The organism is Hymenobacter sediminis (genome assembly GCF_003231285.1).
Classification (GTDB): domain Bacteria; phylum Bacteroidota; class Bacteroidia; order Cytophagales; family Hymenobacteraceae; genus Hymenobacter; species Hymenobacter sediminis.
In genome coordinates this window covers 319,340-333,701 of the sequence record NZ_QKNS01000003.1, presented here as the reverse complement: position 1 = coordinate 333,701, position 14,362 = coordinate 319,340, and the positions used below count along the sequence as shown (strand labels likewise).

Here is a 14,362-nt window from a genome sequence, read left to right as displayed (position 1 = left end):
CGCGTAAGCCTCAGCTGTGCTTCTTCTTTCTCTTTTGCTGCCTACCCTATGAGTGATGCTGAAACCGAGGCCAACCATAGGCCCTCTACAACCACCCAGCAACAACTTCAGGACTTACGCCTTCGGGCGGAGCGGAGGCACAATGCAACCTATAGCCTACCCCCCGATACGCCGGCAATTGTGCAGCAGCTAGTGCAGGACCTGCAGGTGCACCAGATTGAGCTGGAAATGCAGTACGAGGAGCTGCTAATGGCGCAGCGGGAGGCAGAGCGCCTGCGCCAGCAGTACGAAGGCCTGTATGATTTTGCCCCGGTGGGCTACTGCACGGTAGCCGGATCCAGCGTGATTGAGCAGCTAAATCTGCGGGCCAGCAAGTTGCTGGGCTCCCTGCGCGCGGGGCTGGTGGGGCGGCGCCTGGCTATGTTCGTGGCCCCGAAGAACCGGCAGGAGTTCAACGACTATCTGGACAACCTGTTACAGCAGCATGACAGCGCGCCGCAGGTAATTACGGTACAATTGCTACGTGAGGGCCTACCCCCCATCTATGTCCGGATTGAGGGGCAGGCTGCCGAAAATGATGAGCTGCCGCCGCGCGCCATCCGGCTGGCCCTTACCGATGTAACGGAGCAATACCAGACCCGCCGGGCGCTTGAAATCAGTGAAGAGCGGTTTCGCATTCTTTTTAACAGAAGCGAAGATGGCATGCTGCTCATGCGCGACAACCGCTTTGTAGACTGCAACGAGGCGGCCCTGCGCCTGCTGGGCCTTGGCACCAAGGAGGAGCTGCTGGGCCGGCACGCCGCGGCTTACTCCCCCGAAAAGCAACCCAACGGGCTGTTCTCCACGCTGCAGGCCAACGCCTACTGGGAGGAAGCCCTGCGCAAAGGCTACTGCCGCTTTGAGTGGTGCCGGATGCGCACCACCGGCGAGGAATTCTGGGAAGATATTCTGCTCACGGCCATACCAGACCCCGAAACCGGGGGGCACCTGGTACACGCCGCCTGGCGCGACATCACCCACGAAAAGCAAGCGGCCATCCGCATCCGGGAAAGCGAGGAGCGGCTGCGCCTGGCCCTCAACGCCTCCGAAACCGGCGTCTGGACCATTGACTACACCACCGACCTGGTGCAGTGGGACGTGCGCTCCCAAACCATCTTCGGCCGCCCCTTTGACCCCAACCCTACCCCCTTCCAGGTCATCAAAGACGCCATTCACCCCGATGACTTTGCCTGCGTAAGTGAGGCCCTGCAACGCTCGTCGCGGGAGCACGCCCCCTTCGACCTGGAGCACCGCGTAGTGTGGCCCGATGGAACCGTGCGGCACGTATCGGCGGTGGGCAAGATTGTGCAGAGCGCCCCCGGTCACCCGGGGCGCTTTGTGGGGCTGATGCGCGATATTACCCAGCGCCGCGAGGCCGAGGAAGAGCTGAACTACAAAAACCAGCTGCTGGAGCATATTCTGGTGCACCTGCCCGTTATTCTGGGCCGCCTTACCCCCAATGGCACCTACCTGGAGCTGGTGGGCCAGGGCCTGCGCCGCCTGGATGTGCGCGACAATGAGCTGGTGGGCCGCAGCCTGTTCGACGTATTTCCCTCCATGACGGAGCCCGCCCGCCGCTTGCTGGCCGCCGAGCCGGTAGCGTTTATTGACGTGGCCGAATACGGCGGCCAGAAGCTGTATTACCAGAACTACGGTTTCTTTGACCAGCAGCGCCAGCAGGCCGTGCTGTTTGCCATTGATGTAACGGAAGCCGAGCAGGGCCGCGTGCAGCTGCAAGCCGAAAAGGAGTTTACCCAGAGCCTGCTCAACAACACCGTCGACTGCGTGGTGGCCCTGGATACCGAGCTGCACATTACGGCCTGGAACTCCCGCACGGCTACCCTGGTGCAGGTGCCGGAAGCCGAGGCCCTGGGCCGCCCCTACCAGGACCTACTCACGGGCATGGCCTCCGACCCCGCCATCCACGACCGCCTTATGCGGGCCCTGGCCGGGGAGCCCTGCGACTACCAGAACTGGCACGGCCGCAACCGCCCGGTTATTATGGACTTCAACTTTGTGCCCCTGCACACCCAGGGCACCGTATCGGGGGTGCTGATTGTGGGCCGCGACGTGACGGAGCGGGCCATGATGCTGGCCGAGGCCACCCGCCTGAAGCTGCGCCAGCAGCAGGAGGTGCTGTCGGCCATCCTGACCACCCAGGAAGAAGAGCGCCGCCGCATTTCCGAAAGCCTGCACAATGGCGTAGGCCAGCTGCTGTACGCCACCCGCCTGAGCCTCGACACGCTGCCTCCCTCGGAGGCCGCGCGTACCTCCCTGCAGCTGCTCGCCGACGCCATTCGGGCCACCCGGGCCATTTCCTTTGAGCTTACGCCCAGCATTCTGGAAGATTTTGGGCTGGAAACGGCCCTGCGTGAGCTGGTGAAGCGCATTCCTACCCAGGCCCTGGCCATCGACCTCAACCTTTCCGGCCTGCATCAGCCCCTGCCCCGCCCCCTCGAAACCACCGTGTACCGTAGCGTGCAGGAGTTGCTCAACAACGTGATGAAGCACGCCAAGGCCCACGAGGTGTTTGTGCAGGTAGCCCGCGAAGACGGCACCCTGCACGTAAGCGTGGAAGACGACGGCGTGGGCTTTGAGGATACTACCCTTGCCAAACCCAGCAACGGCATTGGGCTGGCCGGCATCCGCACGCGGGTGGGGCTGCTGGGCGGCACCTTCAGCCTGCAGTCGAGGCCGGGGCGCGGTACCAGCATCACGCTTGCCTTCCCGGTCAATAGCTAAGGTAGCCGCCCCCAGCCGCCCGACGCTTACTTTGCAGGCGATGAACCGCTTTGATCGAATTACGGCTATTCTGGTGCAGCTGCAGGCCCGCCGCGTGGTGAAGGCCCAGGACCTGGCCACCCGCTACGGGGTAAGCCTGCGCACCGTGTACCGCGACCTGCGCACCCTGGAAGAAGCCGGCGTGCCTTTGTGCGGCGAGGCGGGGGTAGGCTACTCCCTGGCCGAGGGCTACCGCCTGCCGCCCGTGATGTTCAGTCGCGAAGAAGCCCTGGCCCTGCTCACGGCCGAAAAGCTGGCCCACCAGCTCACCGATGCCCACACGGCCCAGCTAAGCAATGCCGCCATGGACAAGCTCCGGGCCGTGCTCCGCCGCCCCGACCGTGACTACGTGGAGGAGCTGAGTCCGCGCATCACCATTCTGCAGCCCCGCTACCAGCGCACCCTGGCCGTTCCGGACCCACCTGCCAACCTGCACCAGCCCCTGCTCACCAGCATTGCCCAGCGCCAGCTAGTAACGCTGGAGTACCGCGCCGGCTACCACGGCGCCCCCACCCGCCGCGACGTGGAGCCCATCGGCATCTACTTTGGGCTTTACTGGCACGTAGTAGCTTTCTGCCGCCTGCGCCAGGAGTTCCGCGACTTCCGCCTCGACCGGATTGCCAGCCTGCACCTGCGCGAGGAGCGCTTTGAGCCCCGCCCCGATACCCTGCAAACCTACTGGGCCCAGGAAGCCCAGCGCCGCCAGACCAACGCCGCCGTGGTGCGCTTCGGCCCCGAGGCCCTCCCCCATGTGGAGGAAAACAAGCATCATTTCGGGTGGGCCCACGAGCAGGCCCTCCCCGATGGCTGGCGGGAAGTCACGTTTCTGGCCTGCAACTTTGAGTACCTGGCGCGCTGGCTCCTGCTCTTTGCCGGGCAGGCTACCATTGTGTCGCCGCCGGAGCTGCGGGAGCAGGTGCGCAAACTGGTGGGTCAGGCCTACGTCTATTTCGGCTAACCTACAGGCTTTGCCTGGCCGGTTACTTTCTGAAAATTTTCTGCTACCCTCCTGACATAGGGCTGTCAGGAGGGGCCTCTAGGTTTGAAGTATCATCCACCACACTTCAACCTTACTCATGGAAGCTACCCTGCTTGCCCCCCTAACCCAGGCCCTCCTCCCCGAGCTGCAGCACGAGCTGGAATTAACCCGCCGTGTGCTGGAACGCGCCCCCGTAGCGCAATTTTCCTGGCAGCCCCACCCCAAATCCATGACGCTGGGCGTCCTGGTTATGCACGTCATCGACCTGATTGGGGGCATTGCCAACACCTTCGAAACGGACGAGCTGGATTTGAGCAGCTACGATGACCCAAAGTTGGCCCCGCCCACCAGCACCGCCGAGCTGTTGCAGCGCCTGCAGGAGAGCGGGGCGGCAGCCTGCGCGGCGCTCACGGCTGCTACCCCCGAAACCTTCGAGCAAACCTGGACGATGCGCTACCACGAGCAAATCATCATGCGCCTTACCCGGGCTGAGGTAGTACGCCACCTTATCAACCACAGCGTGCATCACCGCGGCCAGCTCTCGGTGTACCTGCGCCTGCTCGGGGTGCCCGTGCCCAGCATCTACGGTCCCTCCGCCGACGAGGAGTACCGCCCCTAACCGCTACCCCCGCGCTACTCAGCAACCGTATAGCAACACAGCCCCTACCACCGCGGAGGTGATAGGGGCTGTGGTAAAAGCGCAAAACCGGGCGCTTACTTCTCGCTGGGCTTGCCTTGCTCGTGCAGGTTGGCGGCCACCAGGCTATCGGGGATGATGTTGCTGACGGCTACCTGCACTTTGTTCATGAAGCCCGACACTACTTTGTCTTTGCCGGCTTTCAGAGCGTCGTAGCCGTCTTTGGCTACCTGAGCAGGGTCGGCGGGGTTGCCTTCCTTCACTAGCTTCGACTCCGTCATGTCGGCCTTGTTAAAGAAGTCGGTGTCCGTCACGCCGGGCAGCAGGGCGGTAATGGTCACGCCGGTTTCCTTGGTTTCTTCCCGGATGGCTTCCGTAAACGAGGTAATGAAGGCCTTGGTGCCGTGGTACACCGACTGCAGCGGCCCCGGCAGCTCGCCCCCAATGGAAGAAACCTGCAGAATCTTGCCTTCGTTGCGGGCTACCATTTCCTGCAGGAATTTCTTGGTGAGCACCACGTAGGCCCCAATGTTCAGCTGAATAATATCCAGCTCCCGGTTGATGTCGGTTTCAATAAACTCGCCGTACTGGCCTTGGCCAGCGTTGTTCACCAGCACATCTACCTGAATGCCTTTGGCTTTCACGGCCTCGTACACGGCAAAGGGAGCATCGCGCTGAAACAAATCCTGGGCAATAGTTTCTACCTCCACATTGTATTGCTCCCGAAACTCGGCAGCGGTTTGGTCTAGCTCCTGCTGGTTGCGGGCTACCAGCACCAGGTTGTAGTTGTCCTGGGCCAGCAGTTTGGCTAGTTCGTGGCCGATGCCACTGGTTGCGCCCGTTACCAGGGCGTAGGATGCGTTGGTTGTCATAGCGGAAAGAAAGTTAGCAGTGAGGTGGTGGCTTTTTCCTACGCTTTCAAGGCAAGGTAGTTAGCCTATCCCCGGATTATGTACCCGCGAAAAACACGGTTCAGCGGCCAGCTTCCCGGCAGAATACGGAGGGGTAAAACCGGGGTTTTCTGAAACGTAAATCCGTGAAAAACCGGGACCTGAAGGCCTGCTCAGGTCGTTTAGCCAGTAGCCAGCAGGGCCCAAGTGCCCGCCGCTGTTTCCGCTTCTCTTTGCTGCTACCTGCTATGAACCAGCTTACCTCTACTTCTTCTCTTCAGCTGCACCTGGTACCTGCCGGGCGCCGCCTCGATTTTACCCCGGCTCCCGGGTGCTTTGCCTACGTGTACCGCCGCTGCCAGCTGGAAGGCTGGCAGTGCATCGCCCAGAATGCCCGCAGCCCCTTCCTCGATACGTCTGCCCTGCCACTAGGCACCGCCCCTGAGTATGTTGTTCAATATCAAAATGGGGCTGGCGCGCTCATGGGGGCTACCCCCATTGTGCAGGCCCACCCGTTGGCCCTGCCCGTTGGGCCCAGCTGGGTTAGCTTGCGGTAGGTAGGCGGTAGGTAGTTGAGGCCGGTGGCAAACTCGCAGCAGGCTCCGCGTGTTGTAGCAGCAGCCCGTTTTACCACGGCTGTCTTTCTACTTCTTTTCTTTAGTGGCCGCCCGCTTTCCCTGGGGCCGGCTTTTTCTGCATGTCTTCTTCTGATATTCTTGTTATTGGGGCGGGTGCGGCCGGTTTGCTGGCCGCCCGTACCCTGGCCCAGGCCGGGCGCCAAGTTCTGATTCTGGAGGGCCGCGCCCAGCCCGGCGGCCGTATTCACACCTCCACCGAAGGCGGCTTCTCGGAACCCGTGGAAAGTGGGGCCGAGTTTCTGCACGGCGATGTGCCCCTCACCCGCCAACTGCTGCAGGAAGCGGGCATAGCCTGCTACGATACCACGGGCACTACCTACGAGGTAGCCCAAGGCCACGCCCAACCCGCCGAGTCGTTTTTTGAGGATATGCCCCTGCTGCTGGAAAAGCTGCACGCCCTACCCCAGGATATGCCCCTAAGCCAGTTTCTGGGGCAGTATTTGGCCGGCGACGAGCACCAGACAATGCGCCAGCAGGTAATTCGGTTTGCGGAGGGCTACGACGCCGCCGATGCGGACCGCGTCAGCACGTTTGCCCTGCGCGAGGAGTGGAGCGGCAATGGGGCCGAAGACTCGCCCCGCCCCGAAGGCGGTTACGGCCGCTTGGTGGCGTGGCTGGCCCAGCAGGCCCAAGCCGCCGGTGCCCAGTTGCAGACCAGCGCGGCCGTTGCTACCATCGCCTGGGAGGCGGGCCGTGTTACTGCCACCACCACCGATGGCCGCCAATTCAGCGCTGCCCGCGCCTTGCTTACCGTACCGTTGGGCGTTTGGCAGGCCGCACCTGCTGAGCCCGGCTACCTGCACCTGCAGCCGGAACTGCCCGCGCACCGCGCCGCCGCCCAGGCGCTGGGGTTTGGTCCCGTTATCAAGGTGCTGCTGGAGTTTGATGCGCCGCTATGGCAAGAGGCCGCGCCCCAGCTTTCCCAGGCCCTGCCTGAGCTTGAGTTCCTGTTCTCCGATGCGCCCATCCCGACCTGGTGGAGCCAGCTCCCCGACCCGCGCCCTGTCCTGACGGGGTGGCTAGCCGGGCCCGCTGCCCACCAGCGCCGCCACACCCCGGCCGCCGACCTGCTCACCGAAGCCCTCAACTCCTTAGCCTACCTGCTAGGCACTACCCCGGCTTACCTGCGGGAGCACCTGCGGGCCCACCGCATAGCCAACTGGGCCGCCGACCCGCTAGCCCTCGGGGCCTACACCTACCCTACCCTTCATGCCGCTGAAGCCCGCGCCACGCTGGCCTCCCCCGTTGCCGATACGCTGTTTATAGCCGGCGAAGGCGTGTACGAAGGCCCCCACATTGGCACCGTAGAGGCCGCGCTGGTTAGCGGAGCGGAAGCCGCCCGGCTTCTCTTAGGGCAGTAGTTTTCCTACCTCTGTATCCAAAGCAAAGGCCCACCATCCGCGGATAGTGGGCCTTTGCTTTGGATACAGGGGTAGGCGCTTAGCGACGGTCATGGTCGCGGCGGTGGGCGGCCTCCCAACGGGCGCGCTCCTGGGGCGTTACGCGGTGGTTCTTATCGTAGCCATAGTTACGGTCGTATCGGTCGTCGCGGCGGTCATATCGGTCATTCCGGTCGTCGCGGCGGTTGCTGTTGCGGCGCTGGGCAGCCTCCCAACGGGCCTTCTCGGCAGGGGTCACGCGGTATTTTTTGTCGTGGTCCCGGTCACGGTGGTCGTCGCGGCGGTTGTATTCTTTGCGGCGCTTGTCGTCGTGGCGGTCAGCAGCAGGAGCGGCCGAAGCAACCGCCGATGATAACAGAACGAAAGCAGTGGCGAGGGAAAGCAGGGCAGTTTTCATGATGATGGAAAGCAAAAAGTTGGAGAGAATGGCAGCAGCCTCAGAGGAAGCAGCCAGCCGGTGAAGTAGGGATAAGCGCTTGACTACCCACTTGCAAGCCCGGTGCCGCATTTGCTTCAAGCCCCCCTTCGACCCGTTTTTACTCTACCAACCGGCGGCTTCCCTCTACCAGCCGCCCCGAAGCATCCGTTGTTTCATTTCGCCTACCCCCCTTCCTTTCCCAAACCCTCTCGCCTACCTCTGCCTCGGGCCCAAACCCCACCAAAAAGGCGGAGGAGCTACGGCCGCCAAACCTGCTCCCCCGCCTAAGCTGCTCAAGTAGCAGCAAGTAGTGGCTGCTTACAGCAGGCCCACACCGGCACCAGCCAGCTCGGCCCGTACTGCTTCCGGCCAGATGCTTACCTGCACCTGCCCAATGTGGCTCTTCCGCAGCATAAACATGCACACCCGGCTTTGCCCAATGCCGCCGCCAATGCTCTGGGGCAGCTCATCTTTCAGTAAGCGCGCGTGGAACGACAGCTCCTGCCGGTCTTCGCAGCCGCGCAGGGCCAGCTGCCGCACCAGCGCGTGCTTATCTACCCGAATGCCCATCGACGACACCTCGAAAGCCGTTTGCAAAACGGGGTGCCAGAGCAGAATGTCGCCGTTGAGGCCGCGGTAGCCATCTTCCGTTTCGGTGCTCCAGTCGTCGTAGTCGGGGGCGCGGCCGTCGTGGGGCTCGCCGTGGCTCAGCTCATGCCCAATGCCCATCAGGAACACCGCCCCGTACTGCTTTACCGCTTCATGCTCGCGCTCCTTGGGTGTGAGAGCTGGGTATTGCTTCAGCAGGTCCTCGGCGTGGAGGAAGGTGATTTTGCCCGGCAGCACAGGTGTAATTTCGGGGTACTCGGCGCACACGCGGGCTTCCGTAGTTTTCAGGGCTTCATAGATGCGCTCTACGGTAGCCTTCAGAAACTCCGGGGTGCGCTGCTCGGGGCTAATGTGCTTTTCCCAGTCCCACTGATCTACATAAATAGAATGGATGGGGGAATAGTCCTCGTCGGGGCGCAATGCGCGCATGTCGGTCAGCAGACCGCGGCCGGCCTCAATGCCCAGCTCCTGCAGGCGCACCCGCTTCCATTTGGCCAAGGAGTGCACCACCACGGCCCGGCGCTCGTCCAGCGCTTTAACCGGGAAGCCAACCGGGCGCTCAATGCCGTTCAGGTCGTCGTTGATGCCCGTGCCATCCAGTACGGCAATCGGCGACGATACCTTGCTGAGCTGCAGCTGGGTGCTGAGCTCTTTAGCAAAGGTGTCCTTCACGAAGCTAATTGCTTCCTCAGTTTTCAATAATTCCTGCGCGGTCATGGCTATTTATTTTAGGAGTTTATGGAAGAATTTTATTTCAGAAAAGGCACACGAATTCCCCTCTCCCTGCCGGGAGTTTTTTTGAAATTCAGGAAATAGGCTGCACCCAGAAAATACGGTTCAGTGCCGGCTGCTACCGAGGAAAAGCCGGCCCGTAGGCACAAGAAAAAAGCCTCCCGTGGTAGCGGAAGGCTTTAAAAGAAAATCAGTTGTTGATTTTTCAGTTCTCCAAAGGAGCAATAGCCTTCCAGTCTCGAATAAGATTATTATTCGAGTTATTATTCTGGAGATTATTGCGGAAATGACGCATGTAAGAGGTCTGCTTTTCGTCAGATGTTTTACAAGTATAAATGGGTCACTTTATTTATCCTAATTAATTATCGAATTATTTTTTCATAATTAGGATTAGGTAGCGCGGCAGCTATTTCCGGCTAGAAACGGATACCGGCGCTGTAGCCTATCCACCCTAACACCCGCGTACGGCTGCTTCCCTCGTTCAGCCACAGCCGGCGGCCAGCACTGAGGTTGGAATAAACGCGCTGCTCAGCGGTATCGTAGCGTTGCGTTACCAATATGCTTACGGTGGGGCCCGCTACTATTCGCAAGCGCCCGCCGGCCCGCAAGGGGGCTACCCCCACCAGCAAGCGCAACTGGTTATGCAGGTTTAAATCTTCGGTCATGCCCCGCTGCTCTTCGTGCACCTGCATGGTGACAGCATCCAAGTTCAGACTGAGGCGGTGCTTAGAAAACAGCTCGGTGCCTACCCCGTAGCCGAGGCCCCAACGCCGGTCTTGGCTGCCAAAGCCATCGTAGGCGGCGGCGAAAAAAGTGTAGAGCTCGGCTGAGCCACCCAGTTTCAGGCTGGCAGCTACGGGCCAGGTTTCACCGGTAGTTATCTCCAGACGGTGGTACCCGTGACGAATGAGATTTAAAGGGGCAATGCTCACTCCGGATACTGAGTCGGCGATATTCACCAACCCGGCTACTTGTACCCCATGTACTTGGTGAGCTACATTCAGTAGGCCAGCTACCTGCACCCCGCGCACCTTGCGCAAGGCTACGTTGAACAGGCCCGCCGCCTGCACCGTTTTATCTGCTGCTCCTTCCTCTTGCGCGGTAGCAGCGCTGGCCTGTGGTGCAGCTAGGCCGCTGTAGTTAAACAAACCAGCTGTTTGCGTACCCAAAACGGGGCGGGCTGCTACGTTAAACAGACCCGCCGCCTGCCAGCCGCGCCCTGAGCCACCCAGAATGTTGAGCAGGCCCGCGCCCTGGAAGCCGTTTAGCTGCTGGCCCACTACGTTGGCCAGGCCTGCCACCTGAACTCCGCTTACAGTGTCGCGGTCTACGTTTACCAGGCCTGCCGCCTCAAACCCATCTACCCCGCAGCGTAGCCAGCCAGTAGGTTTAAGGAAAGCTTGTTCACCGTCTGGCCGCTTCGCAGCCCATTGGAGCCCAGCGGCCCGAAAAAGGACACTTGGGCTGTTTTGGTGAATTGCCCATGGCCTACCGCTCCTGCAGCCTGGTTAGCAGTAGAAGCATCGGAGGTTTCGGAGCGCGCTTCACTGGCAACCGAATCGGTGGGTACGGCCGGAGTAGCTGCTGCAGAAGCCGTAGGGGTGGCCGCGTCGGAGGAAGCACCAGGCGCTGGTGGTGTTGGCTTAGCAGAGGCCGGGGTAGTTGCCGGCTTACTGGCCGGGATGCTCACCGCTGCTCCGCCGCTTTTTTTGCTTCCTGCTGCTGCACTGGCTACCGCTTTACTGGCGGGCTTAGCGGAGGTTGCTGCTGCCTTTGGGGCAACCCGAGCGGCAGCCTCTTCACGGCTAGCTGGGGCCTCTGCTTTAGGGCCAGGGGTAGGCTTAGAGGCCGGCGCCGGGGTAGCATCCGTAGGTTTTGCCGCGGGCCGGGGCTTGGTTGCTGCCGAGTGCAACACAATTTGGTCGCCAACCAGCTCGTAGCCGATATTCTTATCGCGCAACAGCTGATCCAGCACACTGCGCAAGGGCTGGTTCTGCACGTTGAGCGTAACAGGCTGACGTAGGTTTAGAGCCGTATTGCTATACGAAATCCGCAATCCGTACTGTCGGCGCAAGGTATGCAGCACCGATTCGAGGGGGGCCTGGTTGAAGGTTACCGTCACCTTGCGTTCCATTACAGAACCGGTGCGTACTTGGGCAAGAGAAGGGGTGCCCGCCAGCGTGCAAAGCACGCCAAGGGCTAGGCATACGCGGTTTCGCATAGCAGTCAGAGAAAGAAATCAGAAGAAGTTGAATGCTGGGCGGCTACTTACAGCCCGGCCCATCAAGAATATAGCCGTCGGCGGTGCGACGGACCGACAGATTTGCCGAAAGGCTTACCACGCGCAGTACCTGTGGCAGCTGCGCCTGGCGGAAGGTGCCCGTGAAGCGGCAGGAGCCCAGCGCTGGCTTACTTAAGGCTACGGGCGTGCCGTAGTAGCGGGAAATAGTCTGGGCTACCTGTGCCAACGTTTGATTATCGAACACTAGCTCCTGCTGCTGCCAGGCCCGGAAGTTAGGATCGGTAATAGGCTTCGGCACGGCCCGAGGCAATACCGGCTGGCGAATGACGCCGCGCAACCCCGGCGTAAGCAGCACCGAGTCGGGAGTAGCCAGGAGGGAGCGTACGGGACTGAACGCCACGCGGCCTGTTACCACCGCCACCTCTACCGAGTCTTCCAGCAGGTAGGCCCGCACATTGAACGAGGTGCCCAACACCCGCGTCCGGGTGCCGTTTGCCAGCACCGTGAAGGGGCGGCCGTGGTCCTTTTTCACTTCGAAAAACCCTTCACCCTGCAGCTGTACTACCCGGTTCGTTTTGTTGAAATCGGCGGCGTAGGTGAGAGTAGAATGGCGGTTTACCCACACTTTGCTGCCATCGGGCAGGGTAGCTAGCCGGCGCTGCGCGCCAGCTGCTACCGTCACGCTTTGAGCTGCTCGGGAGGCAGGCAACCAAGTACGGACTACCGCCCATACGCCCACCAGCAAAAGCACCACTGCGGCCACCCGCAGCCACGGTTGAGCAAGCGGCCACAGGGGCACCACCCGCGTTTCGGGGGAGGTAGCTACGGCAGCGGGCATGGCTGCAGTTGGTGCTAGCCCGGCCCCAGCCCGGAAATTCTGCCAGGCGGGCTCTACGTCCGCTTCCATAAACGTGTCGGGCAGCGTGCCCCCTCGCTCCCACGCCCGGGTAGCATCGGTAAACAGGCGCAAGTGGTGGGGCTGAGCCACAAGCCACCGGTTTAGCTCTTCCTGCTCCGACGCAGAAGCCTCCCCAGCCAAGTGTTTGGCCAGTAAATCCCAGGGAGCTTCTGTATCAGGGGAAAAGTCGAGCATAAGCGAATTGGCCTTGAAAGTAGCGCGAAATCTGCATTTCGCACCTATGCTCCATGCGGCTGGAGCCTACAGACCAGGAACCCGGCCTCCTTGCCAAGCCTTCAGGATGGCGGCCAAGGTAGGCCGCTATTAGTTGCTCCTACCCTCTTCGCTTGCCGAAATCGAGCACTCATCGTTGAGCGACTGGGCTACCCTACCTGGCTGGCAGTAAACCATTGTAGCTGGCTGCATAACTTGGTTACGAGTGGTTTGGCGGCCCATACCTTTCCGGTTGAGTGCTCAAAAGTGCGAGGAAGTAGGCAGACTTCACGAGCCGGTTAGCCGCCGACAATTACTTTGCCCGAGCCGCTAATGCGTGAGTTCACGGCGGGAGTGCCACGGTAATACACGGAGCCGCTGCCGCTGATATCGGCGTTGAGCGTACGCGTTGCAAGCACATAGCTGCGTCCCGAGCCGCTAATGGACACGTAGGAATCCTGGGTGTTCAGATCGTAGGCCGCAACCCTGCCCGAGCCACTGATGCTGATGTTGTGGCTTTGCGAGGCTCCTGCCAACCGCACCTCGCCCGAGCCCGATACATCGGTGCGCAAGCTGGTTATCTGAGTGAAGCTTATGTCTGCTTCGCCCGACCCCGACACCTTCACTTCAAATTTTTCGGCGCTCCAGGGCGCCGCACTCCGGATTTTGCCCGAGCCTGATACGTGCACCTCCGTAAGCGCAGGCACAGTCACGTACACCTTCACGGGGTCATGGTCGCGGACGTTTACGTTGCCGTACTCAATTTCCAGCTCATTGCCGCTGATTTCTGTTTCCAGCACATCCAGGATGTTGCGCTGCGCTTCCACGCGCACCTCTTGCTGAGGCCCCTGGGTGATAATCACTTCCCCATCCACCTTCAGCTCAATTCGGTTGAAGCTGCTGAGCGTGCGGGTTTCGGTTTCACTAGGGCCTGTTCCCCGCACTCGCGGGCCGGTAATGCCATTGTCGCAGGAGGGCAGCCACAACACCGCGAGCAGGGGTAGCAGAAGCTGTTTTGTTTTCATAGTGGTACGTGCTGAATAGTTGGTTATGCTCTTAAGAGCCACAACTAGCCACTTACCCCCACGCGCCAACGAAAAAAATTATAGCAGCTTCCACAGCAGGAGTATGAGCCCGGCAAAAAAGCCGCGCAACTGTTGGCGTAACAGCTTGAGGGCCTTGCCCATCTGGTTTTCTACTGTTTTGGGTGCTACCTCCAGCACATCCGCTATTTGTTGGTAGCTCAGCCCCTCTTGGCGGCTTAACAGAAATACGGCACGGCACTGGGGCGGCAGCGTAGCAAGGGCGGCAGCTACTGCCTGCTCCGCTTCTTGCCCATTTATTTGCTCAGCCGTGGTGTTGCTACCCTCTTCGGGCAACTGAACCTCGCCCAGGGCTACTTGCCGCTTGCTCCGCTCCTGATAGCGCATTGCGGCATTCAGAGCAGCCCGGTACAAATACGCTTTAAAAGTAGTGGTGATGGTCAGGGTTTCGCGGTTGTTCCAGATGCGCAGAAACACATCCTGCAGCAGGTCTTCCACCACGGCCCGGTCCTGCACCACCCGGAAGACCACGTTGCCCAAGGGCCGGTAATAGCTTTTAAAAAGCAGCTCCATAAAGGCCTCCCCATTGGTACGCTGCAGCTCGGCCAGCTGAGTTTCAAGCGCATCAAGGGTAGCTACTTCTGACATGGGCCGCGGAAAGGGGTGCTCTGCATTGCACAACCAGCTTATGTGTGTTGCGCGGTGCAAAGCTACAGTTCCCAACAGAATATAGCCGGAACTCAGTATTATACCTTTCGGCTGCAGCTCCCTACCCCCTATAACAGCAGCGGGGAAGCCCTCCGTACTCGGATAGGCTGCCCCGCTGCTCAGCTTAGTCTTACG

Annotated in this window: 13 protein-coding genes; 5 read left to right on the top strand and 8 right to left on the bottom strand. The window is 60.9% G+C overall.

Annotation, left to right across the window (positions count from 1 at the left end; translation table 11 throughout):
- Positions 1–48 precede the first annotated feature (48 nt).
- The 3 genes from DNI29_RS10535 (at position 49) to DNI29_RS10525 (ending at position 4,418) form a co-directional block, all read left to right on the top strand.
- Positions 49–2,781, top strand: coding sequence for a PAS domain S-box protein (locus DNI29_RS10535; protein WP_110978064.1), 2,733 nt, complete (start codon positions 49–51; stop codon positions 2,779–2,781).
- Between the two features lie 40 nt (positions 2,782–2,821).
- Positions 2,822–3,778 (top strand): helix-turn-helix transcriptional regulator, encoded by a 957-nt coding sequence (locus DNI29_RS10530; RefSeq protein WP_110978063.1) that lies wholly within the window; start codon positions 2,822–2,824, stop codon positions 3,776–3,778.
- A gap of 118 nt (positions 3,779–3,896) precedes the next feature.
- The gene (locus DNI29_RS10525) at positions 3,897–4,418 is read left to right on the top strand and encodes a DinB family protein (RefSeq protein ID WP_110978062.1); all 522 of its coding nucleotides are present in this window, start codon (positions 3,897–3,899) and stop codon (positions 4,416–4,418) included.
- A gap of 95 nt (positions 4,419–4,513) precedes the next feature.
- Here DNI29_RS10525 and DNI29_RS10520 read toward each other — a convergent pair whose 3' ends face one another.
- Complete coding sequence (locus DNI29_RS10520) at positions 4,514–5,308, bottom strand: SDR family NAD(P)-dependent oxidoreductase (RefSeq protein ID WP_110978061.1); 795 nt, start codon at positions 5,306–5,308, stop codon at positions 4,514–4,516.
- Positions 5,309–5,574: 266 nt separating this feature from the next.
- Here DNI29_RS10520 and DNI29_RS10515 point away from each other — a divergent pair, with 266 nt between their 5' ends.
- Positions 5,575–5,883: a hypothetical protein gene (locus DNI29_RS10515; RefSeq protein ID WP_123823204.1), complete on the top strand. Its 309-nt coding sequence runs from the start codon at positions 5,575–5,577 to the stop codon at positions 5,881–5,883.
- A 140-nt stretch (positions 5,884–6,023) separates the two neighbouring features.
- Positions 6,024–7,325: a flavin monoamine oxidase family protein gene (locus tag DNI29_RS10510; RefSeq protein WP_110978059.1), complete on the top strand. Its 1,302-nt coding sequence runs from the start codon at positions 6,024–6,026 to the stop codon at positions 7,323–7,325.
- 79 nt (positions 7,326–7,404) lie between these two features.
- Here DNI29_RS10510 and DNI29_RS24735 read toward each other — a convergent pair whose 3' ends face one another.
- The 7 genes from DNI29_RS24735 to DNI29_RS10475 form a co-directional block, all read right to left on the bottom strand.
- Positions 7,405–7,761 carry a hypothetical protein gene (locus tag DNI29_RS24735; RefSeq protein WP_202910426.1) on the bottom strand — a complete coding sequence of 119 codons (357 nt, stop codon included), beginning with the start codon at positions 7,759–7,761 and terminating at the stop codon, positions 7,405–7,407.
- A 339-nt stretch (positions 7,762–8,100) separates the two neighbouring features.
- On the bottom strand, positions 8,101–9,108 hold the full coding sequence (gene asnA / locus DNI29_RS10500; RefSeq protein WP_110978058.1) for an aspartate--ammonia ligase: 1,008 nt from the start codon (positions 9,106–9,108) through the stop codon (positions 8,101–8,103).
- 431 nt (positions 9,109–9,539) lie between these two features.
- Positions 9,540–10,424, bottom strand: a complete 885-nt coding sequence (locus tag DNI29_RS10495; RefSeq protein ID WP_110978057.1) for a hypothetical protein — start codon at positions 10,422–10,424, stop codon at positions 9,540–9,542.
- A 59-nt stretch (positions 10,425–10,483) separates the two neighbouring features.
- Positions 10,484–11,344, bottom strand: a complete 861-nt coding sequence (locus DNI29_RS10490; RefSeq protein WP_110978056.1) for a DUF4974 domain-containing protein — start codon at positions 11,342–11,344, stop codon at positions 10,484–10,486.
- 43 nt (positions 11,345–11,387) lie between these two features.
- The gene (locus DNI29_RS10485) at positions 11,388–12,458 is read right to left on the bottom strand and encodes a FecR family protein (RefSeq protein WP_110978055.1); all 1,071 of its coding nucleotides are present in this window, start codon (positions 12,456–12,458) and stop codon (positions 11,388–11,390) included.
- Between the two features lie 317 nt (positions 12,459–12,775).
- Positions 12,776–13,501 carry a head GIN domain-containing protein gene (locus DNI29_RS10480; protein ID WP_110978054.1) on the bottom strand — a complete coding sequence of 242 codons (726 nt, stop codon included), beginning with the start codon at positions 13,499–13,501 and terminating at the stop codon, positions 12,776–12,778.
- Between the two features lie 78 nt (positions 13,502–13,579).
- Positions 13,580–14,167 (bottom strand): RNA polymerase sigma-70 factor, encoded by a 588-nt coding sequence (locus tag DNI29_RS10475; protein WP_110978053.1) that lies wholly within the window; start codon positions 14,165–14,167, stop codon positions 13,580–13,582.
- Positions 14,168–14,362 lie beyond the last annotated feature (195 nt).